Source organism: Microbacterium profundi (genome assembly GCF_000763375.1).
GTDB classification, from domain to species: domain Bacteria; phylum Actinomycetota; class Actinomycetes; order Actinomycetales; family Microbacteriaceae; genus Microbacterium; species Microbacterium profundi.
On record NZ_JPSY01000002.1, the window covers coordinates 190,311 to 211,868 of the forward strand.

General features: G+C 63.4%; 21 protein-coding genes. 11 read left to right on the forward strand and 10 right to left on the reverse strand.

Features of this window, described 5'->3' with window-relative positions:
* Nucleotides 1-7 precede the first annotated feature (7 nt).
* On the forward strand, nucleotides 8-736 hold the full coding sequence (locus tag JF52_RS0111445) for a FadR/GntR family transcriptional regulator (protein ID WP_235272418.1): 729 nt from the start codon (nucleotides 8-10) through the stop codon (nucleotides 734-736).
* Here JF52_RS0111445 and JF52_RS0111450 read toward each other — a convergent pair.
* From JF52_RS0111450 to JF52_RS0111465, 4 genes are read right to left on the reverse strand one after another with little or no spacing between them, the layout of a single operon-like run.
* On the reverse strand, nucleotides 733-1,887 hold the full coding sequence (locus JF52_RS0111450; protein ID WP_033106718.1) for an acyl-CoA dehydrogenase family protein: 1,155 nt from the start codon (nucleotides 1,885-1,887) through the stop codon (nucleotides 733-735). The genes JF52_RS0111445 and JF52_RS0111450 overlap by 4 nt on opposite strands.
* Nucleotides 1,884-2,675 carry an alpha/beta fold hydrolase gene (locus tag JF52_RS0111455; protein WP_052166990.1) on the reverse strand — a complete coding sequence of 264 codons (792 nt, stop codon included), beginning with the start codon at nucleotides 2,673-2,675 and terminating at the stop codon, nucleotides 1,884-1,886. The genes JF52_RS0111450 and JF52_RS0111455 overlap by 4 nt, the downstream gene beginning before the upstream one ends.
* Before the next feature lie 19 nt (nucleotides 2,676-2,694).
* Nucleotides 2,695-3,621, reverse strand: a complete 927-nt coding sequence (locus JF52_RS0111460) for a sugar kinase (protein WP_052166991.1) — start codon at nucleotides 3,619-3,621, stop codon at nucleotides 2,695-2,697.
* Nucleotides 3,618-4,829 (reverse strand): MFS transporter, encoded by a 1,212-nt coding sequence (locus tag JF52_RS0111465; protein WP_033106719.1) that lies wholly within the window; start codon nucleotides 4,827-4,829, stop codon nucleotides 3,618-3,620. Before JF52_RS0111465 ends, JF52_RS0111460 begins: the two co-directional genes overlap by 4 nt.
* 364 nt (nucleotides 4,830-5,193) lie before the next feature.
* Here JF52_RS0111465 and nrdH point away from each other — a divergent pair, with 364 nt between their 5' ends.
* From nrdH to nrdF, 5 genes are read left to right on the forward strand one after another with little or no spacing between them, the layout of a single operon-like run.
* Nucleotides 5,194-5,427 (forward strand): glutaredoxin-like protein NrdH, encoded by a 234-nt coding sequence (gene nrdH, locus JF52_RS0111470; RefSeq protein ID WP_033106720.1) that lies wholly within the window; start codon nucleotides 5,194-5,196, stop codon nucleotides 5,425-5,427.
* Nucleotides 5,428-5,478: 51 nt separating this feature from the next.
* Nucleotides 5,479-5,931 carry a class Ib ribonucleoside-diphosphate reductase assembly flavoprotein NrdI gene (gene nrdI, locus JF52_RS0111475; RefSeq protein WP_033106721.1) on the forward strand — a complete coding sequence of 151 codons (453 nt, stop codon included), beginning with the start codon at nucleotides 5,479-5,481 and terminating at the stop codon, nucleotides 5,929-5,931.
* Nucleotides 5,895-8,072 (forward strand): class 1b ribonucleoside-diphosphate reductase subunit alpha, encoded by a 2,178-nt coding sequence (gene nrdE / locus JF52_RS0111480; protein ID WP_052166992.1) that lies wholly within the window; start codon nucleotides 5,895-5,897, stop codon nucleotides 8,070-8,072. Before nrdI ends, nrdE begins: the two co-directional genes overlap by 37 nt.
* Before the next feature lie 8 nt (nucleotides 8,073-8,080).
* Nucleotides 8,081-8,899, forward strand: coding sequence for an NUMOD3 domain-containing DNA-binding protein (locus JF52_RS0111485; RefSeq protein WP_033106722.1), 819 nt, complete (start codon nucleotides 8,081-8,083; stop codon nucleotides 8,897-8,899).
* Nucleotides 8,896-9,876, forward strand: coding sequence for a class 1b ribonucleoside-diphosphate reductase subunit beta (gene nrdF, locus JF52_RS0111490; protein ID WP_033106723.1), 981 nt, complete (start codon nucleotides 8,896-8,898; stop codon nucleotides 9,874-9,876). Before JF52_RS0111485 ends, nrdF begins: the two co-directional genes overlap by 4 nt.
* 513 nt (nucleotides 9,877-10,389) lie before the next feature.
* Here nrdF and JF52_RS0111495 read toward each other — a convergent pair.
* From JF52_RS0111495 to JF52_RS0111510, 4 genes are all read right to left on the reverse strand, one after another.
* Nucleotides 10,390-10,953: a recombinase family protein gene (locus tag JF52_RS0111495; RefSeq protein WP_033106724.1), complete on the reverse strand. Its 564-nt coding sequence runs from the start codon at nucleotides 10,951-10,953 to the stop codon at nucleotides 10,390-10,392.
* Nucleotides 10,954-11,204: 251 nt separating this feature from the next.
* Nucleotides 11,205-11,987: a DUF2971 domain-containing protein gene (locus JF52_RS0111500; protein WP_033106725.1), complete on the reverse strand. Its 783-nt coding sequence runs from the start codon at nucleotides 11,985-11,987 to the stop codon at nucleotides 11,205-11,207.
* Between the two features lie 56 nt (nucleotides 11,988-12,043).
* Nucleotides 12,044-14,422 carry a hypothetical protein gene (locus JF52_RS0111505; protein WP_033106726.1) on the reverse strand — a complete coding sequence of 793 codons (2,379 nt, stop codon included), beginning with the start codon at nucleotides 14,420-14,422 and terminating at the stop codon, nucleotides 12,044-12,046.
* A complete protein-coding gene (locus JF52_RS0111510) occupies nucleotides 14,419-15,825 on the reverse strand; it encodes a hypothetical protein (RefSeq protein WP_152594882.1) in 1,407 nt (468 codons plus the stop codon). The genes JF52_RS0111505 and JF52_RS0111510 overlap by 4 nt, the downstream gene beginning before the upstream one ends.
* Nucleotides 15,826-16,003: 178 nt before the next feature.
* Between JF52_RS0111510 and JF52_RS0111515 the strand changes: the two genes are divergently transcribed.
* From JF52_RS0111515 to JF52_RS0111540, 5 genes are all read left to right on the forward strand, one after another.
* Nucleotides 16,004-16,555 carry a DUF4365 domain-containing protein gene (locus tag JF52_RS0111515; RefSeq protein WP_084595815.1) on the forward strand — a complete coding sequence of 184 codons (552 nt, stop codon included), beginning with the start codon at nucleotides 16,004-16,006 and terminating at the stop codon, nucleotides 16,553-16,555.
* Nucleotides 16,552-16,836, forward strand: coding sequence for a hypothetical protein (locus tag JF52_RS0111520; protein WP_033106728.1), 285 nt, complete (start codon nucleotides 16,552-16,554; stop codon nucleotides 16,834-16,836). The genes JF52_RS0111515 and JF52_RS0111520 overlap by 4 nt, the downstream gene beginning before the upstream one ends.
* An 81-nt stretch (nucleotides 16,837-16,917) precedes the next feature.
* Complete coding sequence (locus JF52_RS0111525) at nucleotides 16,918-17,295, forward strand: hypothetical protein (RefSeq protein ID WP_152594883.1); 378 nt, start codon at nucleotides 16,918-16,920, stop codon at nucleotides 17,293-17,295.
* Between the two features lie 1,562 nt (nucleotides 17,296-18,857).
* Nucleotides 18,858-19,271: a hypothetical protein gene (locus JF52_RS0111535; protein ID WP_152594884.1), complete on the forward strand. Its 414-nt coding sequence runs from the start codon at nucleotides 18,858-18,860 to the stop codon at nucleotides 19,269-19,271.
* On the forward strand, nucleotides 19,261-19,596 hold the full coding sequence (locus tag JF52_RS0111540; RefSeq protein ID WP_200881012.1) for a DUF2188 domain-containing protein: 336 nt from the start codon (nucleotides 19,261-19,263) through the stop codon (nucleotides 19,594-19,596). Before JF52_RS0111535 ends, JF52_RS0111540 begins: the two co-directional genes overlap by 11 nt.
* A gap of 250 nt (nucleotides 19,597-19,846) precedes the next feature.
* Here the strand turns inward: JF52_RS0111540 and JF52_RS0111545 are convergent, their stop codons facing one another.
* Together JF52_RS0111545 and ald are read right to left on the reverse strand one after the other, a co-directional pair.
* The gene (locus JF52_RS0111545) at nucleotides 19,847-20,374 is read right to left on the reverse strand and encodes an HtaA domain-containing protein (RefSeq protein WP_033106732.1); all 528 of its coding nucleotides are present in this window, start codon (nucleotides 20,372-20,374) and stop codon (nucleotides 19,847-19,849) included.
* Between the two features lie 56 nt (nucleotides 20,375-20,430).
* Nucleotides 20,431-21,549, reverse strand: coding sequence for an alanine dehydrogenase (gene ald, locus JF52_RS0111550; protein WP_033106733.1), 1,119 nt, complete (start codon nucleotides 21,547-21,549; stop codon nucleotides 20,431-20,433).
* Nucleotides 21,550-21,558 lie beyond the last annotated feature (9 nt).

Genomic DNA, 21,558 nt, shown 5'->3' on the forward strand with positions numbered 1-21,558 from the left:
TGAGATGGTGAGTGAGAATCCTTCGGAGCGCGACCTCGTCGAGGTGCGCAAGGCCGTGTTCCGGCCGCTTCGCCGGGGCAACACGCTGGAAGACACCGTCGCACGGCTCGTGCAGACCGTGAGACTCGGTGTGGTGGCACCCGGTGCCTCGCTCCCGCCGGAGCGCGAGCTCGCGGCAGCGTACGGCGTCAGCCGCGACACGGTGCGTGAGGCGATCCGCGAACTTGCGGATGCCGGATACCTCGAACCCCGCCGCGGACGATACGGCGGCACCTTCGTAGCCGATCCGCTGCCGGTGCCGGCGGACGCGGGGCATGTGGATCCCGCCGATCTTGACGATGTGCTGGGGCTGAGATCGGTGCTGGAGAGCGGCTCGGCGCGAGCCGCGGCCGGCCGCGCACTGGACGCGGAGGTGAGATCGCGACTGTGGGCACGGCACGAAGCCGCCCTGCCCGCCGGGCCGGAGGAGTATCGCCGACTGGACACCCTCCTGCACCTCGAGATCGCCGAAGCCGCCGGCATCTCGTCGCTCGTCGCACTCGTGGCGGAGAATCGTGCGCGCATCAACGCCTGGCTGGACACGTTTCCCCTGCTCCCGCGCAACATCGAGCATTCCGGTATGCAGCACGAACAGATCATCACTGCGATCCTGATGGGCCAGCCGGATGCCGCGGAGGATGCGATGCGCGATCACCTGGCCGGCTCCGAGGCACTGCTGCGCGGCTTTCTCGCTTAGTTCTCCAGCGGGCCGAGCAGTGCGCTCGCCGCGGTCGAGTGCGCCGACTCCGGGTCAGAGGGGTGGAACATGCCCGCGAGCACGTCGCGGTACAGCCGCGAGAGCTCGTTGGAGGAGAAGTACGAGCCGCCACCGGCGGTGAGGATCGCCTCGTCGACGACGTGCTTCGCCATCACGACCGCCCGGTGCTTGGTGCCCGACAGCAGCGTGAACCAGCGCGCGCCGTTGTCGGCCTGCTCGTCGACGTCACGCGCGAGCGCCGCGATCTGCGGGGGAAGCGCGTCGTACGCCAGGCTCATGTCCGCGATGCGCCAGCGGATGTCGGGATCCTGGCTGTACGTCAGTCCGGTCTTCTTCGAGGTCCGCTTCTGCACGGTCTCCACCGCGAGATCCAGCGCGCGACGGGCGATGCCCGTGTAGACCGAGGCGAGCAGCAGCTCGAAGACGCTGAAGATGCCGAAGATGATCGGGTCGGGGCTCGGACCAGGATCGATGCGACGCACCACGTGCTCTGGCGCGGCGACCGCGCCGTCCAGCCGGGTGGTGCGGCTCTGCGTCGCGCGCATGCCGAGGGTGTCCCAGTCATCGCTCGTGGTGACGGCATCCGTGCGATCGATGAACGCGAACACGAGCTTGGGTGCATCGGGGCTCGTGGTGTCGAGGCCGTGCAGACCGAGCCTGGTCCACACCGGAGCGAGCGAGGTGAAGATCTTCGTGCCGGTGAACGCGTAACCGTCGCCCTGCGGCACGGCGGCCGTGTCACTGCCGAACAGGACGAGGTCGTTGCCGCCCTCGCTGATCCCGAATGCGAAGACCTCGCCGCGGGTCGCGCCGTCCTGCACGAACTCCATGCCGGGCACGCCGCGGTCGCTGAACACCTTCGCGACGCCGGTCCACACCAGGTGCATGTTGATCGCGAGGGCAGTGGCGGGTGCCGCGGTCGCAAGACGCTGCTGCAGCACAGCGGCCTGCTCGAGCCCGAGACCAGCGCCGCCGCGCTCGGCCGGGACGAGGATCCTCAGGTATCCGGCATCCCGAAGCTCTTCCAGATCCCGTTCCGGGAAGGTGTTCTCCCGATCATGGATGGGCGCGCGTTCCCGGATGCGGTCGAGCAGGTCGTCGGGCAGATAAGCCTTCGGGTCGAAAGTCACTTCGACTCCCTCCGGTCGCTCAGTACATCGCATGACAGTGCCTCCAGCAGTTGGCGGATGGTCTCGTCGGGCTCGTCGCGGTGCGGGGAGTGACCTGCTCCGGCGACGATCGACATCGAGATGTTCTCGTTCGTCGAGAGGACCCCGTCGGCCACCTGCCCCGTGAACAGGCTGTACACCTCGGGGTCGGCGCCGATGATGTGCGTCGGGACGGTGAGCATCGCGGCATCCGCTCGCACATCCCAAGGCTGGTTCTGTGCGCTCGTCTGCTCGACCGCCCACCTGCTCGCCCGCACCACGGCGTCGACCTTGAGCTCCAACTCCTGCGGATGCCAGTGCGGATGCTCTTCCCGCACGACCTCGATCCGGTTGTCGGCGAATGCGCGTTCCTGGCTGCGACGCACGATCGACGCGTTCTTCCCGTCGACGAGGATGGCGGGGTCGATCAGGACGAGCCTGCTCGTCCAGTGAGGATCGGATGCCGCGGCCACGGTGCTCGCGGCACCGCCGAGCGAGTGACCGATGACGGCATCCCACGCACCTCCCCGCGCGGGGGAGAGGGCGGCGAGGTCGGCGGCATAGGCGCCCACGGTGTAGTCCAGGGCGCGGGGCGCGTCGCCGTGGCCGCGGAGGTCTGCGGCGACGGCGTGCCATCCGGCGTTCGCGAGCGCATCGCCCAGGCGCCACATGAGTGCGGCGGAGGAGCCGAGACCGTGCACGAGCAGGGCGGTGCTGTTGGCGTCGGGATTCCCCCAGGAGATTCGGGGGAGCTGGACGGGAGCAGGCATGTCTTCAGCCTACGAGTGATCAGTCGATGGGCGGCATGTCCGCGGCGATCGTGAGTACGCGCTCGGCCGCGATGTGCCCTGCGGACAGACGCTCGGCGAGCGGCTTGCCCTCGAGCGTCGCCGCGAGGAACCCGCTCGCGAACGCGTCGCCGGCGCCCACGGGCTCGACGACATCGACAACTGGGGCAGGCACGAACACCGGGTGGGCATCGCCGTGGAAGGCCGTGGCGCCCACGTCGCCGTCCTTCACGACGAGCAGGTCGCAGTCGGGCAGGAAGGCACGGATCTCCTCCGCCGTCGACGTGCCCCAGATCCTTTCGGCCTCGTCGCGGCCGACCAGTGTGATGTCGGCGGCGTTCGCCAGGCGGGCGAGAGTGGCCGCGGCATCCTCCATCGACCACAGCGCGCGGCGGTCGTTCACGTCGAACGAGACCAGCGCACCGGCGGTGCGCGCATCTTCGAACAGCCGATCGACCATGTCGCGGGTGGACGGCGAGAGTGCGGGGGTGATGCCGGTGGTGTGCACGATCCTCACACCGGCGAGTCGCTCTGCGGACAGCATCCCCGGCGCCATGCGCGAGGCAGCCGACCCCCGGCGGTAGTAGTAGACGGACGAGCCCTCAGCGGCCGGATCCTTGAACATCACGCCGGTGGGGGCATCCTGGTCGAGTTCAACCCACAGTTCGATACCGCGTCGGGTCAGCTCCGACGAGATGCGAACGCCGAGCGGATCGTCGCCGAGGCGGGACGCCCAGACGGCGTGGTGCCCTGCCGCGGCGAGCCCCGCGGTCACGTTCGACTCGGCGCCGGCGAGACCGAGGGAGGCTTCGTGCGCGTCGGCGAGCGCAGCATCCGTCGGGGTGATCAGCGCCATCGTCTCGCCGATGCACACCACCTCTGGAGCCTGGTCGGGCGGGCGTGCGCCTGGAAGGGAGGGGATGCTCATGAAGGGGTGACCGCCACTGGTTCGGTGTCAGGGAAGGGACTGGGATCGCGATCGCGCAGATCGGGCAGAGCCCGAACGAAGATCACGGAGACCGTCACACCGACGATAGCGAACAGCACGGCGGCCAGATACGCGCCCTGCGGTCCGCCCGTGCCGTCGACGAGGAATCCGGCGATGGCGGAGCCTGCGGCGGCGCCGATCAGCTGACCGGTGCCGGCCCACCCGAACGCCTCGGCCGTCTCGCTGAACTTCACGCTCGCGGTGGTGATGGCGAAGAGCACGGCGAGGGCAGGGGCGACGCCGAGCCCGGCGAGGAACAGCGCGCCGCCCAGCCAGTAAGCATTGAGCATGACCATGGTGAGTGCGAGGCCAACGGTGACGATGATGAGGCGTCGCGCCATCGCCCAGGGGCCGATCGGGATGTGGCCGAAGGAAAGTCCTCCGACCAGGCTGCCGCAGGCGAAGATACCGAGCACGACTCCGGCCTGAAGGCTGCCGTGCTCGAAGGTGGCGACGACGCCGACCTCCACGGCCGAACACGCACCGATCACGAGGAACCCGATCGCGGTGGCGAGCGCCACCGGTGGCTTGAGGAGCACACGGCCCAGGGCCCGGCGGCTGCGGGGGATGCGCACGCGACCCACCTCAGGGCTGAGGATGAACCACCCGCATCCGAGCACCAGGACGATCGCCACGAGGATGAGGCCCTCTGTCGTGCCGATCTGCGTCGACACCAGGGTGATGGCCACCGGCGCGAGGATCCAGATGATCTCCTGCAGCGAGGCGTCGAGCGAGAACAGCGGCGTCAGCTGGGAGGAATTGACGAGCTTCGGGTAGATGGTGCGCACGGCTGATTGGATCGGCGGAGTGGACAGGCCGGCTATGAGTCCGAACGCCATGTAGCCGGCGACGTTCAGCGGCAGCAGGCCGAGCGCGAGCACAGCGAGCGTGCAGATCGCGGCGGTCAGGGTGAGGACCCTGCGCATGCCCCACGCGCCCATCCAGCGGCTCGTGACGGGGCCGGAGACGGCTTGGCCGACGGACGTCGCGGCGAGGACGAGCCCGGCGGAGCCGTATGACCCGGTCTGCTGTTCGACATGCAGGAGGATGGCCAACGATGCCATGCCGCTGGGGAAGCGCGCCGTCAGTTGAGCGGCGATCATGCGCCCCACCCCAGGGGTGCGAAGAAGGTCCCGATATCCCGCCACGGCACAACGCTACCCGGGTCGCGGGAGGTGCTGTGCAGGGGCGTGCTCACGACACGCCGCGACACGCCGGAGAGTGTTCTCCACAGGAAATCGGATGTCCGAACCCCCGCGTAGCGTGCGGCCTGTGGATGGATCTCCGAAGACGACCTGAGAACCGCGAGATCATGCGCTTCGCGACCTCCGAAACGAGTTCGCGATCTGTGGATGAAACGGTGGACAACCTGTGTTGTATCAGTGGAGAGCGGTGGAAAACTACACGGATGTAACTACTAGCCCTTGTGGTCACCCGCAATGTCCGTACCCATATGTAGTATTGAACTCCCGGCGGGGGGTCTGCCGGAAAATTCTGATCTGAGGGGAAAAAATGTCGATCACGGTCTACACCAAGCCTTCGTGCGTGCAGTGCAACGCGACGTATCGCGCTCTGGATGCCAAGGGCATCGAATACGAGATCCACGACCTCTCCGAAGACGCTTCGGCGCTCGAGCAGGTCAAGGCGCTCGGCTACATGCAGGCGCCCGTCGTCGTCACCGACGAGGACCACTGGTCGGGCTTCCGTCCCGACAAGATCGACGCCCTCGCCTCTCGTCTGGCGTAGGGCCTTCGATCGCTGAGCCTGTCGAAGCGTCCGGAGCGAAAGGGGTGAGTCATGACAGCAGTCGCGACGACCGCGCCGCTCCTGGTCTATTTCTCCAGCACCTCGGGCAACACGGCCAGATTCATCGAGAAGCTCGGCCTGCCGGCGCAGCGTATCCCGCTGCACCGCGGTGACGGCGACCTCGCGGTCGATGAGCCTTTCGTCCTCGTCACTCCGACCTATGGCGGAGGACAGGGACGGGGCGAAGAGAAGGGTGCCGTACCCAAGCAGGTCATCCGGTTCCTCAACGACGAGCGAAACCGGCAGAACATCCGCGGAGTGATATCCGCAGGCAACACCAACTTCGGCGACTCCTTCGGGGCTGCCGGCGAAATCATCAGCCGCAAGTGTCATGTGCCGCACTTGTACCGCTTCGAAGTATTCGGCACGCAGGACGACGTTGATCGCGTGAGCGACGGATTGGAACGATGGTGGGTATCGCAGTCGAAGAGCACGACTCAGTGACAGAGCAGGCCGCTTTCAAGGCGAACGCTGCGTACGAGGGCCTCGATTATCACGCCCTCAACGCGATGTTGAACCTCTACGACGCGGACGGCAAGATTCAGTTCGACGCCGACAAGCGTGCCGCACGGGAGTACTTCCTGCAGCACGTGAACCAGAACACGGTGTTCTTCCACTCCCTCAAGGAGCGTCTCGACTACCTCGTCGAGAAGGAGTACTACGACGGCGCCCTGCTGGAGAAGTACTCGCACGAGTTCGTCCAGAAGCTCAACGACCTCGCCTATGACAAGAAGTTCCGCTTCGAGACGTTCCTCGGCGCGTTCAAGTACTACACCAGCTACACGCTGAAGACCTTCGACGGCAAGCGCTACCTCGAGCGCTTCGAGGACCGCGTCGTGATGACCGCTCTCGGACTCGCCGACGGCGACGAGCAGCTGGCCGTCAAGCTCGTCGAGGAGATCATCTCCGGTCGCTTCCAGCCGGCGACTCCGACCTTCCTCAACGCGGGCAAGGCGCAGCGCGGTGAGCTCGTCAGCTGCTTCCTGCTGCGCATCGAAGACAACATGGAGTCGATCTCGCGCGGCATCAACTCGTCGCTGCAGCTGAGCAAGCGCGGCGGCGGCGTCGCGCTGCTGCTGTCGAACATCCGCGAGGCGGGTGCGCCGATCAAGCAGATCGAGAACCAGTCCAGCGGCATCATCCCCGTCATGAAGCTCCTCGAAGACAGCTTCAGCTACGCGAACCAGCTCGGTGCACGTCAGGGTGCGGGCGCGGTCTACCTCAACGCACACCACCCCGACATCATGCGCTTCCTCGACACGAAGCGTGAGAACGCCGACGAGAAGATCCGCATCAAGACCCTGTCGCTGGGTGTCGTCGTGCCCGACATCACGTTCGAGCTCGCCAAGAACGGCGAAGACATGTACCTGTTCTCGCCGTACGACGTCGAGAAGGTCTACGGAGTGCCGTTCGGCGACATCTCGGTCACCGAGAAGTACCGCGAGATGGTCGACAACCCGCGCATCAAGAAGACCAAGATCAACGCGCGCGAGTTCTTCCAGACCATCGCCGAGATCCAGTTCGAGTCGGGCTACCCATACATCATGTTCGAGGACACGGTGAACAAGGCGAACCCGATCAAGGGCCGCATCAACATGTCGAACCTCTGCAGCGAGATCCTGCAGGTGAACACGCCGACCACGTACAACGACGACCTGTCGTACGACCAGATCGGCAAGGACATCTCGTGCAACCTCGGCTCGATGAACATCGCACTGGCGATGGATGCCGATGATCTGGGCATCACGGTCGAGACGGCGATCCGCGGACTGACCGCCGTCAGCAACCAGAGCCACATCGCCTCGGTGCGCTCGATCGAAGACGGCAACGACCGCTCGCACGCCATCGGCCTCGGCCAGATGAACCTGCACGGCTATCTCGCTCGCGAGCACGTGCACTACGGCTCGGAAGAGGGCATCGACTTCACGAACATCTACTTCTACACGGTGCTGTTCCACGCGCTGCGCGCCTCGAACGCGCTGTCGATCGAGCGTGGCGTCGCCTTCGACGGCTTCGAGGACTCGACGTACGCGTCGGGGGAGTTCTTCGACAAGTACATCGACCGCGCGTGGCTGCCCGAGACCGAGAAGGTCAAGGAGCTCTTCGCGGGCAAGCACATCCCCACGCAGGACGACTGGGCTGAGCTGAAGGCTTCCATCCAGAAGCACGGCATATACAACCAGAACCTGCAGGCTGTGCCGCCGACCGGCTCGATCTCGTACATCAACAACTCGACGAGCTCGATCCACCCGATCGCGTCGAAGATCGAGATCCGCAAGGAAGGCAAGCTCGGTCGCGTCTACTACCCGGCGCCGTTCATGACGAACGACAACCTCGAGTACTACCAGGACGCATACGAGATCGGCTATGAGAAGGTCATCGACACGTACGCCGCGGCAACGCAGCACGTCGATCAGGGTCTTTCGTTGACGCTGTTCTTCAAGGACACCGCTTCCACGCGCGACATCAACAAGGCGCAGATCTACGCATGGCGCAAGGGCATCAAGACGATCTACTACATCCGCCTCCGCCAGATGGCGCTCGAGGGCACGTCCATGGATGAGTGCGTTTCTTGCATGCTTTGATCTGAGGTATGAAGATGACGAATGTGCCGGGCTGGGTAGAACGTTCGCCGATTATCGGCGTCGTCTACGCGGCCCGGCGCTTCGAATCTCCAGAGTTCCGATACGTCGGAATCACGACCAAGACGACAGAGGTGCGTCGCCGGCAGCATCTGAAAGCCGCACGAGCAGGCACGAAGAATCCGTTCTATGACTGGTTGCGAACCATGCAGACCGATGAAGACGTCTACTTCCAGCCGATGGAGCTCGTGACTGCTGGCGAGCTTGAAGATCTCGGCGCAGCGGAACAACGTTGGATTGCCGAACTACGAGGAAACGGACATCGGCTCCTGAATCTGTCGGAAGGCGGGCTGGGCCCGCGTGGGCATGTGTGGACCGTCGAGCAGCGGAAGGCCGCAGGCGATCGCGCACGAGGACGGAAGAAGAAGCACGTGCCCACCGGCCCTGATCATCCCAGCTGGGGTCAGCGTCGCACGGACGAGCAGAGGGCACGTTGGTCCGCTCAGCGCAAGGGAATGAATACGGGTGAGGCGAATCCGAACTTCGGAAAGTTCGGATCGGATCATCCGTCGTACGGGCACACGATGTCTGACGAATCGAAGGCACTTCTCTCCGAGATGAGGCAAGGGCCGAACAATCCCAACTTCGGCAAGTCCGCCAGCGCAGAGACTCGCGCGAAGATGTCGGCGGTTCGCAAAGGAAGACCCATGCCGTCAAGCGTCCGAAGTGCGCACACACGGCACCACACCAACAAGGGTGTATTCAAGGAGACCTGTCGGCATTGCATCGCTGACAGGCAAGAGTCCACGGAGACAAGGAAAGACGGATGACCCCCCCAGAGAAGCTCAAGCTGGTCGAGCACGTGCAGGCGATCAACTGGAACCGCATCGAGGATGACAAGGACCTTGAGGTCTGGAACCGTCTGGTGAATAACTTCTGGCTGCCCGAGAAAGTGCCGCTGTCGAACGACGTGCAGTCGTGGAACACCCTGTCGCCGGAAGAGCAGCTGCTCACGATGCGGGTGTTCACGGGTCTCACGCTGCTGGACACCATCCAGGGCACTGTCGGCGCCGTATCGCTGATCCCCGACGCGATCACCCCGCACGAGGAGGCGGTGTACACCAACATCGCCTTCATGGAGTCGGTGCACGCCAAGAGCTACTCCTCGATCTTCTCGACGCTCGCGTCGACGAAGGAGATCGATGAGGCGTTCCGGTGGTCCACGGAGAATGCGAACCTTCAGAAGAAGGCGCAGATCATCATGGATTACTACACCGGCGATGACCCGCTCAAGCGCAAGATCGCCTCGACGCTGCTCGAGTCGTTCCTGTTCTACTCGGGCTTCTACCTCCCGATCTACTGGTCGTCCAAGGCCAAGCTGACGAACACGGCCGACCTCATCCGCCTCATCATTCGCGATGAGGCGGTGCACGGGTACTACATCGGCTACAAGTTCCAGAAGGGGCTCGAGAAGGAGACCCAGGAGCGCCGTGACGAGCTGAAGGACTACACCTTCAACCTGCTCTTCGAGCTCTATGACAACGAGGTGCAGTACACGCAGGACCTCTACGACGGCGTCGGTCTGACCGAAGACGTCAAGAAGTTCCTGCACTACAACGCCAACAAGGCGCTGATGAACCTCGGCTACGAGCCGATGTTCCCGTCCACCGTGACGAACGTGAACCCGGCGATCCTGTCCGCGCTCTCGCCGAACGCCGACGAGAACCACGACTTCTTCTCGGGCTCGGGTTCGTCGTACGTCATCGGCAAGGCCGAGGCCACCGAGGACGACGACTGGGACTTCTGAGTCGCTTGTAGGTTCGTCGGACATCTTTCAAAAGCCATGTTTGATCTTGCAAGGGTCGCGGAACTCTTCAATTCCGCGACCCTTCTTGCAATTTCTTCGAGCGCGACGGTTCCTGAGAGCTGGAGATGACGCGTGGTTGGCAAAGCGCGCAAGAGGCCGAACGAGATCGTTGTCCCGTGGCCCAACGGTGTAACGACCGACGTCGCCGGGCGTGCGGCACAGGCCTTCGCTCTTGAACTTCGTCGATTAATCGGGGACGACTCGATCCGATCCGTAGCGGCATTGTGTGGCGTCAATCACGAAACCGTTCGAGGGATCCTAGAGGGCCGTGTATGGCCTGACATGCACACCGTTGCACACCTAGAAGATGGACTTGACTTTCCTTTGTGGCCCCGAAAGGCTCCAACTCGTGTGTCAAAGCGGCACCGATTACCGAAGCCGAAACCATTCGGGTTCTGATGCTGCGGAACGATGTGACCCGAGTAGCGCAACTTCCGCCTAGGCCGTCCGACGCTAACTGCTCGGCGGACGTCTGAGTTCTCGATAGATGGTGGACCGCGTGACGCCGAGTGCTGCGGCGATGTCATTGACGGACGTCTCTCCTGCGTTGAACGCGGAGCGAGCAAGGCGGGCTTGGTCGGGGGAGAGGGCGCGAGGGCGCCCGCCCACCCGTCCTCGTGCGCGGGCAGATGCGAGACCGGCGACCGTCCGTTCGCGGATGAGATCGCGCTCGAACTCCGCGAGAGCTGCGAAGACGTGGACAACGAGGCGGCCGCCGGCGGAGCTCGTGTCGATAGTCTCTCGGAGTGATCTGAGACCGACTCCTCTGGATTGCAGCTCTTCAACGAGCTCGATGAGGTCGTGGACCGAGCGACCTAAGCGGTCGAGCCTCCAGACGACGACGGTGTCGCCGGATCGGAGCAGGTCGAAGAGATGGGCGAGCTCTGGGCGCTCTCCACTCGCGGACGCCTTCTCCGTGAGGATCCGGTCGCAGCCCGCTTCGAGGAGCGCGTCGAACTGCATCTGCGAGTTTTGCTCGCTCGTCGAGACTCTCGCGTAGCCAAAGATTTGGCCCATGACGGAACTGTAGCGAAACTCGTGGCCCGCGTCAGCTTTCGAACCATTGAATTCGAGACGGGTTGTGACACGGGCCCAGCGCAGATTCGAGTCGAATCGTCGGAAACACGCGAGTGTGTCATAAACGGTCGTTTGTGAGACGAGCCGATTCTGTCCGGGTATTGGGGCGTCGAGGACGTCCGATGTTGATTCAGCGTTGTCCAGCGTTGAGCACTTCAGGGGCCCTTGCGATGGGGCTGGCTCCTCGCAGACTAGAAGCGGTGGATCTCTCGGGGCGGTGGTCGGTAGAGATTCGATCTCGTGACGGGCCAGGTGCCGCCGTACCGCCGAGAGACGTCTTCGACGGTTTTTTGTACCCATCCTCCGAGCCGCGGGCTGATGACGATCTCTTCGATGAGCACGTTTAGGTCGCAAGGTAATGTTGCGAATGCTGGGAGGCCCTCGAGTGAGGTGTCGCGATAGTCGTGTTCTCTGGACTCGTCATGGGCCATCAACCGGAACTCCTTCTCGTGCGAGAACTCTTGTCGCTTGACGAAGTACTGATCCGTGTAGGTCGGAGGGATCTCGAAGTCGGTCTCCGCTGACCGATACGACACCGGGCCATAGAACACGTCGGTCACACAGTCGGCCGTACCAGCAAAGGACCGGCGAAGCGAACCCCAGGTGGTCCGGATGGCCACTCCCTTTTCGTCTCCGTAGATTCGCCACAGACCTGCATTCTCGGAGGGGAAGGCGTTCCAACAGGAGACGTACGTGCGGTCCCTCCACCACAACGACTCTCTCTGCAACTTGTTAATGAAGGCGTGCCGCCAATAGCTGGGCGCGCGGTTCGCGCTCTGCACCTCGAGGGTGGCGGACATGGCGCCATCGCCCATCACCCCTTCGAAGGGATCTTCCATGCTGGAGGCGCGAGGCATCTTGAGCGCTTTGGACGCCAGCAGGTCAAGAAACTTCGGAAAGTCGAGGTAGCGCCATAGCGTTACATCGTCGCCAACTGGGACCGAAGGACTTGCCAGTGTGAGATCGATGTCCATCGTCGGAGCGTATCGCGGCGGGTAGTGGGCTGACGCCACCCACGCGCCCCCGGGGCTTACGCGGATGCTCGCTTCGCGCGAAGAAAAAGTAGTAGCGCTCGAACTCTGGGCGGGAAGCCTCCGAAATCGCCTCCACCGGCTTCCGCAGCGCCATCGAGCAGTGAGGCTAGGCTGCTGGCTTCGAGGATCGCTCCCGGACTTCCCGGGGTGGCGAACGGCGTAGCTAGAGCCAGCAGAAACTCGTAGCTGGAGTCGCCTCCCTGTTCCGTAATGTGTTGGAGCGCGTAGAGGACAATGTCGGCGAAGACGCGACTCGGTTCAACCGACGTTGAGTAGTCGAGCTCGCCGGGTTCTGCGCACCGGAGGATGGCGGCTTGCAACATTGGGTCGTTGAAGCGGTCGAACATCGCAGGATTCAGCGCATAGCCGTGCCGCTTCGTCGTCCCGCGGACATGGTCGAGGCTAGTGTTCGAGCGCCGGGACTCGAACATTAGGTGGGCCACGGTGACCATCACCTCGGCATGCGTGGGATGCACGTTCAGGGCAACCGTTCGCGGATGGGTCTTCCAGTCCTTCTTCCACAGCGCGAACCGCCGGTTGAGCGCCCAGATTGCGTCATTGGCGGCGCCAGGAAAGAGGTTGTCCGCCGTGAGGTTCGACAGTATCGTGTACCGGTCCTGAACAGCCTTCCGCAGAGCCTCGCTATCCGGCTGGTCACTGAGCCACTCGTCCAAGACATCGAGCACACGACGCTCACGGCCCCACGCGTTCGGCAACCCCGGCTGCCGGAGCTCTCGAGGCAGAAGCCAACCGTAGCCCACCCGGTTCTTCTCATCGGTGCTGCGGACTCCTAGCGTCTTCTGGAGGATGTCCCATCCTGTTACGTCAGAGTGTGCGATGCCAAGGAGATAGGCGGTGTCGACATTGTCCGGCAGTGATCTCAGCTCTCTATTCATGGAAAGCAGAGATCGGCCCGAGGCGATGACGCCGGCGCACACGAGCACGGTTGAGTTCGCCGGAAGGTCTTGTAGATTCGTGGATTGCTCGGGGTGCACCCACACGTCCCGCTTCTCGTCCTTCACTGCGCCTTCGAGGACGTGATCCGCCGCGAACTGGGCGAGCGCACGCGAGTCCTCGTCCGCGAGGGCTCGGATGGCCAGAATCGGCTTGTTTGGGTCGATCATGCTGTCTAGGACGCTGGCGAGATGATTTCGGATGTGTTGAGCGGAGGGGTGGTCGGGAAAGAGGTGCGCAACCGTGGTGGTTAGGTCGTCGCTGCTTGTGAGCGTGCGCGGGCGAATGGCATCCAGACCGTAGAAATCGTCGAAGAAAGTGTCGCCGTCGAACTCCTCGAGTCGCCCTTTCTTCACCTCGTCACCTACGGTTCGCGGCCGGTCCGCGATGCTCGGCATGCGGAGGCGCAGGTCGCTTGCGTTTGGGAAGAATCCGTCACCGTCGAGGACTGTGACGCCGTGGCCTGCGGCACAGTGTTCGCAGTCTTCGATGGTTGCTGTCATGTGTGGAGGGAATCGGGACGTCCTCCGAGACCGGATGGGGTTGGGGTCTCGGTCAGTGAGATCGCACGCCACGAGCCCTTTGATGTCCTCGGGCCGAGTGCCCGACAGGAGATACAGCGTGACGAGCCGCTCCGCGCGAGCTTTCTTCTCGGCGACCAGCGCAGCTCCTAGGTTGCCTGATGTGCTGCTGGAGATGAATACGAAGTCCTGCTGGGCCGGTCGCAGCGCCTCTCGGCCTTTGTGGCCACCGAACGAGTCGACGGAAATCTCCGGTGCCGTTGACGAGAGACGAATTAGCAGATCCCGCAGCGCGCTCAACGCCGGGAGAATCCCTGCGGTGTCTGCCCAGAACCGCGCTCGGTCGACGACGGTGACGAGGGGGAGGAGACACATGGCGATGAAGTACGCATGCTGGGTTCTGGCGACTGCCTGAGCGGTACGGAGGAAGTACTCCGAGTGTTTGCCGCCGGGGTGCTCGAAATGGTAGCCGGCGCTGGCGCTGGCGATGGCATCGGAGTCGCGGAAGATCTGCCGCATGCCGTCCTCGCGTACGGACTGCATGACCTCTGGGGTAACCTGGACGTGGTCCGGGGCACTTGCCGACTGCTCGACCCAGGCTCCGCTGACATCGACGAGGAAGAAGCGGTGCGCGAGCGGGTTGTTCGCGCTTGTTCGAGCCTTGTAGTCCTTGAGAGACCGCAGCGAGGTCATTGTGACCTGCAAGTCCTCTGGGTAGACAAACCACACCTCCGCGACTTCGGGGTGGAGTGCTTCGTACTTCGCGAGAGCGAGAACATGAGCGGAACTGGCGGTGAACTCGTTCCCCGTCCAGTGCAGCAGGACCGGGGTTCTACTTCCCGAACTCTCCACGTCGCAGACGAGCAGCAGACAGTTCTCGTCCACTTGCGTGACGGTCACAGGCGCGCTCCGTCTCGCTCGTAGGCGACCGGAAACATGATCGTGACATCGGTCCCTACGCGAGGACCAACGACGAAATCTTCGTATGTGTCCGGCACCCAGTCGATGAACTGTGAGGTGCGGGCCCGCCCCTCAGGGAGGCTCAGATCCTCGAAGCGATTGCGCACGAAGTCGCGGTGAATCTCCGTCCGTCCGGTCCGAATGGACATAAATCCGCGCAGGTTCGACAGCAGCTGCTGAACCCGGGGGAGCCCGATGTTCCCCATGGCGCGCCGGCTCACTCGCACGCTCTTGTCCAGTGCCTTGATGAGGTAGTTCACTTCATTCGTCTCGGAGAACAAATGCTCCTCTTTGAGCGCGGCCGCTGCGGATCGGGCGAGGCCGAGCCCGCTGTCCACGACGGTTGCAACCCCGAGGAGGACAGATGTATTCGCGGAGCGATCTTCTGTGAGGTCGTCGAGGAGGGCTTCGACGTAGCGCGCGAAGTACGAGTCCGTCTCAGGCAGTGCCGATACGGCCGAGCGCTGCATTCTCACTACGTCGAAGCTCACAATGCGGCATCCCCGCCCGTTGCCGGATTGCGGAGGAAGTCCGTGCCATTCGGTGTTCTGAATCAGCTCAAAGAGGACTTCGCCCACCTCATCGGAGATACGACGTTGCTGAACCCTCGTCTGCGTAGCTAGCTCCAATGCCCGGCCGGCCGGGGACAACGTGCGCAGCGCGAGCGGGGTGAACGGCGTGCCGATCTCAACCAGCGGGTGCCCGACCGGCCATTCGGTGCGCGCGATGTGTGTCGGGGCCCGTTCGGGGAGCAGCTGCTCGTCCTGCTCCATCCACGGATCGCGAAGAGAATCATCGACGCCGTACTCGGGCCAGATGTCGTGGTAGAGCGTTCGAGATTCTTCCTCAATACCCCACGTCCCGTCTCTCTTCGTGTGCAGGTCCAGACTGCGGCTCTGTCTCGGCAAGTGGGAGGCGAGGATGATCGAGTGCCGTCCCAGCTCCAGATGCGCGGGGGAGAGTTCGGGGAGCTCTCTCCTCATGGCGAGAGCCATTCGCAATAGAGGGATGAGGTCCGAGGTGACTTCGTTCCCGTCCCGGTCGAAAATGCCGTGGGCCAGGGAAGCGGCGACGAGATGGAAGTCGGAGGCGTCGTGGAAGATGGTCCCGTCGTCGCCATGCTCATAGTCAGCGAGGCGTAGAACGGGACGGGTGGCGCGTTGGCCCCAGGTAAGGATGGCTTGCATACGCAGGCCGTAATCGGAGAGCCCTCCGTCGGGAAGTGTCGCCGGGAGATTCAGCACCAGGGGTTTGGTGGGGTCGTGCGCTTCGATGGCGTGGTGAAGATCAAGCCACGCCGAACGCACCCCGGTAACGGGAAGCAGGAGCCCTGCTGCGGTCATGAACATCCTCCAAGATGAGCACGCGCCAGCAGCCGAGGTTTCAGGAATCTCGGGGACGTGGCTGCTCTCCGACGCTTGGCATCATCCTGCCATTACATCCGGCCCGTCGAAGAACGGGACCACCGGTGCCAGCAGCCAGTGCCGCAGGCTTGTGTCATGTACTAGCTAGCATGTGGTCATGTCCACGTTGAGTCCGGCGGCCGAGCTGCCCCCGCCGCCCATCGTTCGCGGATCGCCGAAACGGCTTTCGAATCTCAAAGAGATGTATCAGGAAGGTCTCGTCCGAGCTATCGCCGCCGCGAGCGGCGTGGTGGTGGCGAAGCCGGAGATCGACGAAGGCATCGACCTCATCCTGACCCACCGGAGCAGCGTGCACGTTGTGGATGAGGTCGCGCGGCTTGAAGTCCAACTGAAGGCGACGGTGACAGCACCCGGAGCCAAAGGGTTCAGCGTGCAGATCGCCCAAGAGCGATACGACATGCTCCGCAGCGCTAATCCTTCGGTCAGCAAGATCCTCATCGTAATGTCGGTGCCCCAGAGCCAAGATGACTGGATACATCTAACCGACAAGCGAGCGCGGGTGCGTCATTCTGCATACTGGGTGAACCTCGACGGCGCGCCAGCCAGCACCGCGAAGGAGCCGACAGTGACCGCCCCTCTGACCCAGCGGTTCGATGACCGGGCGCTATGCGACATGATGCTTCGCATCGGCAGCGGGGGCAAGCCATGACGCTCGAGGGCATCGAAGGCTCAACGCTGCACATCACCACGCTGCTGCGACGTTTGCAGTGGGCGCCAGCATCGAAAGCACCGGGTCGATACGAAGTATGGTCACCGAGCGATTCCGACATCGATGAAGTCGTCATTCCACTCAATCCCGAAAGCGGGGATTACCGGCAGCTTCTCGAACGTGCCCGGCGCTACCTGCTCCACCGATACGGCTCTGAGGCCGAGCGCATCGAAGCGCTCATCCTCATCAGCGCCGCCGCTGACCTGGACTCGACCCAATAGAAGAAAGAGACGACGGTCGACGCGGGCCTCATCCCCTGGGCACAAGGAGAAGCGATCTTTACCGCAGCCCGCGACTCCCTCGTGGCAGCGGCCCGCGCGGTCCGTTCGAAAAGGCCCGTCCAAGGTAAGTCGAGTGGCTTCCTCGCGAAACGGTTCATGGAGCAAGTGTTCATGGGGCAGACCGAGGTGGGGAGCTTCATCGTTACGGCTCATGTGCCAGCATCTACACGTTTCCACACCAGCCAAAAGTCCGAGAACGTCGCGCTGAAAGACCCGCGCAAAGCCGACCTGGTGTCAGGCCGAGCAATCGTGGACGTGTTCGAGAACGCCATCGGCGCCGTACGTGAGACGCTCACTGAATTCAAGCGTGCACCGCGCGTCGAGATGTTCTCAGAGCTCGTGCCACAGGGGGTGTCCTTCGAACTGGTGCGTGCGCTGGCGACTCTGACGCGACGGTGATGCCGCTGTCAGCATTCAACGGGGGGAGGCCACGACGCAGCGACGGGAGATCGCTTTCGACTCTATCGAGGCTCCTGTTCTGGATCGCGTAGTTGCCTCCTTTGAACAAGCGCGCGAGCCACAGAAGGTCAAGATAACCGGCGAGGTCAGTCTCCTGGACAATTCCACCGCCGCGCCGGTTCACTTGGTGCGGGTCGACGTGATGAAGGGGGCGAAGGTGCGGCGTGTCCGCGTTCGACTGACGCCCGAGCAGTACGAACTTGCAGTGTCTGCGCATGCGGGGAAGCAATGGCTTACGATGTCAGGATCGCTCGAGAAGGATGGGCGCGACTGGTGGCTGTACCACGCAGGTGACGTCGCTCCCACACCTCCGGACGAGGGACCTGTCGGGATCCAGCAAACGATGTGGGATGAGGAGTCAATCGGCGCGTTCTTGCCGCCGAGGGACTAACACCTAGCGATCTGAGCAAGCGCCAAGCGCTCTGCGCAGCCAAGAATGGAACACGACGTTCGGCATCCTGCGCTTCGGGAGGCATGGTGACGAAACGCCGTTCAGAGGGAAGTTGGACAGCCAGTGAAACGAGCGCTGGTCCACGCCATCGTGCCTCAGGAGAGTGCCGGCCCTGCTCGCCGCGGTGCCACTCGAGTCGAGAACGGTCAGCTGCAGGAAGAACTGCTGGGCGCTGCAAACGGGATTCCAGGCGCGCGGATGCCGCGCTGCTCAGCGAAGGCGACCACGACAGCAGATGCAGCTCGGTTTATCCCAGATGAGCGAACCGTTCGTGTGTTCACGACATCGGCGTTTTCGCGCTCCGTCAGCTTGAAGCCCCGTGGCTTTCGCCGGATGTCGAAGCCTGGAGCGGGGACCGTCACGGGCATGATGCGGGGTCAGCGAAGGTCAGGACGTCGTCCAGAGCACGTCACCGATGTAGATCTCACTCATCTGGGTGCGGAAGAGGGGAAGGGGCGGGAGCTTGGTTATGGTCGGTCTATGCGCGGCGTCTCAGCTAGATGTTCGTACGGCCGCTTGCATAGCGCTGGAAGTCGAGGAGCGACTATTGTCGGCGGCGCTCGAAGACTGGACAGTAGCGCCGCTGAACACTCGACGATTGGAGTGCGATCACTTTGGAGGAGAGGGTCTTCGACCAGCGGCGGCTCCCTGGACATCACAACTAGTTGCTCGTGACGAGCCGAGTTGCAGAAAGAGGAACTCGAGTCCATATCATTACGAGCTTGGATTCCTCCGTCTGTATGCTGAGGCTGATCGTCACATTCGTCGCGCGAGGACGCCGGCTGAGCAAGAACGGACATCGGATGACCGCTAAGGGTGAGGGCAACAACGACGACTGGAAGCGCCCTGTTCAGAAGAACCCGAGCAATGACCGCCGGAGTGAGTCTCACCGGAACGCTCCCAAGCCCCCAAAACCGCCCACGCAACCACCGCGGCCGAAGAGTAAATGATGTTGGGGTGCATCGGCGCCCGCGCGGATCGTCGCCGGTTCGCTTTGTTAGCGTCCGAGCTCGACTCGGAGATCGCCTCTTTTGTTTCACGCGATGCCAGCATGCAGCAGCGCGCGACGATCCTTGTTGGAGCGGCCAGCGTCGTGGGTGCTCTTCAGGTGGGAACGTCCTTCGACTGGGCGACGGTCGCCAGCCTCGTGCTGTCCTTCATCGCAGCGGTCTCGGGCGTGGTGGTGATTTTTCCGCGTACTGGTGATGCCCTTGACGTTCGTGCGCTGCGAGACGGCCTCGTCTCGATGGCGCCTGAAGACGGCGCAGCGAAACTCATCGATACCAAGCTCGAGATACTCGAAGCCGACGAGAAGTGGCTCAGTCGTCGGGGGTGGTTCGCGCGTGTCGGATTCATCTCGCTCAGTCTGAGCATCGCTGTCGCGACCATAGCGGTCCTTCTGCCAGGGCCAGAAACCGATCCCGCCATGGTGGACGTTCTCGTCGGGGTTTTCTATGGGAACTGACGAGGGCGAGTCCAACGAGGACTGGAAAAAGAAGGTTCAGAAGATCCGACAAGAGAACGGAGCGGACATGGGAAGCGGCAACGACGGAAACCGTCATGTGGTCCCCAATAACGAGCGAGGCGGCTGGGACGTCGTGAAGGAAGGACACAAGCGCGCCTCGGCACATGAGCCGACGCAGAAGGCTGCCGAGCGCCGAGCAAAAGAGATCGTGGAGAAGTCGGGGCGAGGCGACGGCGAGGTCATCGTCCACCGCAAAGACGGGCGCGTTCGAGACAGTGACTCTGGCTCCAAGAATGAAAGCCCACGCAAAGACACGAAGCACTGACGGAGGCGCGAGCGCCCGGTATACACGCCGGCAGGCGCGTTTGAGCGATCATCCAGTCACGATGTTCAAGCGCACGCGCCGGTGGCTTCGCGCTTCTGGTCGCGTGCGAATGTGATCCCATAGGGATGAGTCCGCTCAAAGAGGGCACTGAGTCAGGAGGGGGAGCTGCAGCCTCCCCCTCCCTTTCACTCAGCGGTGCAGGTTGCACCTCTAGGTCTCGAGCAGATCAAGGATCATTGGCTCGAGAAGATCAGACTTTGGCGTGGGTGACCGTAGTGGTGGGAAAGCTCGCGCCCGGCCCGAGCGGGATTCGTATGGTCACTGGTGCCATGACCTCGTTCACCGCGTAGGAACCGGCGAATAGCTCGGAGCCAGCGGGGGTCAGGGCTGATGGGGCTTCCAGCCACATGAGGACGTCATCGTCGTGAGTCTGCGCGGGAAGGTCGATCTCGCATAGCTCGTCATGGGCGCCGTCTACGCCGTTGATGAGAGTCGCGGTGGTCCGAACTACCCGGATCAACGGAGAACTGAGGGTCACAGCGAGCAGTCCGCGATGAGCGACGAACCGAACCTCGCCGCCGAATTGAAGGTCCACTCCTTCTGGGGTACGGGCCACCGATATCAACGGGAAGTAGAACTGCCCGTCGTTGGTGACCGAGGCGCCCCCGCCCCAGCGAATGACGCCGTCCGGCATGCTACGGATGTAACGGAGGAAGGAGTCCTTGACACTCCAGGCGAAACCCAGATCGGCTCGGTCATCGAAGCGCGGTGTGTTCATATGATGTCTCCTCGGTCATAGTTGCAGGGGCGTGATGCCCCCGCAACTATGTGCGATCAGGCGGCGAGGACCCGTTCGACCGCGGCGCTTTCGATGCCGAGAGCCTCGCCAACTGCCGCGTTCGTGAGCACGCCCTCATGGGTGCTGAGGCCTCGAGCCAGGGACGCATCTGCGGCCAGTGCCGCCCGCCATCCCTTGTCGGCAATGGCCAGTGCGTAGGGCAGGGTCGCATTGGTCAGAGAAATCGTCGAGGTGCGGGGGACGGCACCCGGCATGTTGGCCACGCAATAGTAGATAGCGTCGTGAACAGGGAAGGTGGGATCATCGTGGGTCGTAGGACGGGAGCCTTCGAAGCATCCGCCCTGGTCGATAGCAATGTCCACGAGGACGGAGCCGGGACGCATGCGAGCCACCATCTCGTCGGTGACGAGCTTGGGAGCGCTCGCCCCGGGGATGAGAACGGAGCCGATGACGAGATCCGCGTCCTCCACCGCAGCAGCGATGGTGTACGGGCTCGAGCGCAGGGTAGTCACCCGGCCGTCAAAGCGTGCTTCGAGCGCGCGCAGACGAGGGAGGTTCACATCGAGCAGAGTGACCTCCGCTCCGAGCCCCAGCGCCATTGTGGCCGCGTGCTCGCCTGCGACGCCACCGCCGATGATGACGACCTTGCCTTTCGGCGCGCCCGGGACGCCGCCGAGGAGAAGCCCGCGCCCGCCCTGCGACCGCATCAGCTGGTTCGCGCCCACCTGGGTGGAAAGCCTGCCCGCGACCTCCGACATCGGCGAGAGCAACGGAAGGCTACGATCCGGAAGCTGCACAGTCTCATAGGCGATGGCGGTCGTGCCGGTGTCGAGCAGGGCCCGCGTCAGCGGGGCGTCCGCTGCGAGGTGCAGGTAGGTGAAGAGGATCTGGTCCTTGCGCATGCGGGAGTACTCGCTGCTGACAGGCTCCTTGACCTTCAAGATCATGTCGGCTGCTGCCCACACCGATTCCGCATCTGGAAGGAGCTCGGCGCCGGCGTCCGCATACTCGTCGTCCGAGAAGGCGCTGCCGACACCAGCCCCGGCCTGGACGAGCACGCGATGCCCGTGCGCTGCGAGTTCGGCGACGCCGGCAGGTGTCGCTGCGACACGGTTCTCATTGTTCTTCACTTCCGTGGGAACACCGATGATCATGTGATTCTG

What these genes read in the sequence shown, in the direction of transcription:
- nrdF (WP_033106723.1), top strand. Translation starts at nt 8,896, where the DNA reads ATGACCCCCCCAGAGAAGCTCAAGCTGGTCGAGCACGTGCAGGCGATC.
- JF52_RS0111520 (WP_033106728.1), top strand. Translation starts at nt 16,552, where the DNA reads ATGACGCTCGAGGGCATCGAAGGCTCAACGCTGCACATCACCACGCTG.
- JF52_RS0111460 (WP_052166991.1), bottom strand. Translation starts at nt 3,621, where the DNA reads ATGAGCATCCCCTCCCTTCCAGGCGCACGCCCGCCCGACCAGGCTCCA.
- JF52_RS0111515 (WP_084595815.1), top strand. Translation starts at nt 16,004, where the DNA reads ATGTCCACGTTGAGTCCGGCGGCCGAGCTGCCCCCGCCGCCCATCGTT.
- ald (WP_033106733.1), bottom strand. Translation starts at nt 21,549, where the DNA reads ATGATCATCGGTGTTCCCACGGAAGTGAAGAACAATGAGAACCGTGTC.
- JF52_RS0111500 (WP_033106725.1), bottom strand. Translation starts at nt 11,987, where the DNA reads ATGGACATCGATCTCACACTGGCAAGTCCTTCGGTCCCAGTTGGCGAC.
- JF52_RS0111495 (WP_033106724.1), bottom strand. Translation starts at nt 10,953, where the DNA reads ATGGGCCAAATCTTTGGCTACGCGAGAGTCTCGACGAGCGAGCAAAAC.
- nrdH (WP_033106720.1), top strand. Translation starts at nt 5,194, where the DNA reads ATGTCGATCACGGTCTACACCAAGCCTTCGTGCGTGCAGTGCAACGCG.
- nrdE (WP_052166992.1), top strand. Translation starts at nt 5,895, where the DNA reads ATGGTGGGTATCGCAGTCGAAGAGCACGACTCAGTGACAGAGCAGGCC.
- JF52_RS0111455 (WP_052166990.1), bottom strand. Translation starts at nt 2,675, where the DNA reads ATGCCTGCTCCCGTCCAGCTCCCCCGAATCTCCTGGGGGAATCCCGAC.
- JF52_RS0111485 (WP_033106722.1), top strand. Translation starts at nt 8,081, where the DNA reads ATGAAGATGACGAATGTGCCGGGCTGGGTAGAACGTTCGCCGATTATC.
- JF52_RS0111510 (WP_152594882.1), bottom strand. Translation starts at nt 15,825, where the DNA reads ATGACCGCAGCAGGGCTCCTGCTTCCCGTTACCGGGGTGCGTTCGGCG.
- JF52_RS0111535 (WP_152594884.1), top strand. Translation starts at nt 18,858, where the DNA reads ATGCAGCAGCGCGCGACGATCCTTGTTGGAGCGGCCAGCGTCGTGGGT.
- JF52_RS0111540 (WP_200881012.1), top strand. Translation starts at nt 19,261, where the DNA reads ATGGGAACTGACGAGGGCGAGTCCAACGAGGACTGGAAAAAGAAGGTT.
- nrdI (WP_033106721.1), top strand. Translation starts at nt 5,479, where the DNA reads ATGACAGCAGTCGCGACGACCGCGCCGCTCCTGGTCTATTTCTCCAGC.
- JF52_RS0111545 (WP_033106732.1), bottom strand. Translation starts at nt 20,374, where the DNA reads ATGAACACACCGCGCTTCGATGACCGAGCCGATCTGGGTTTCGCCTGG.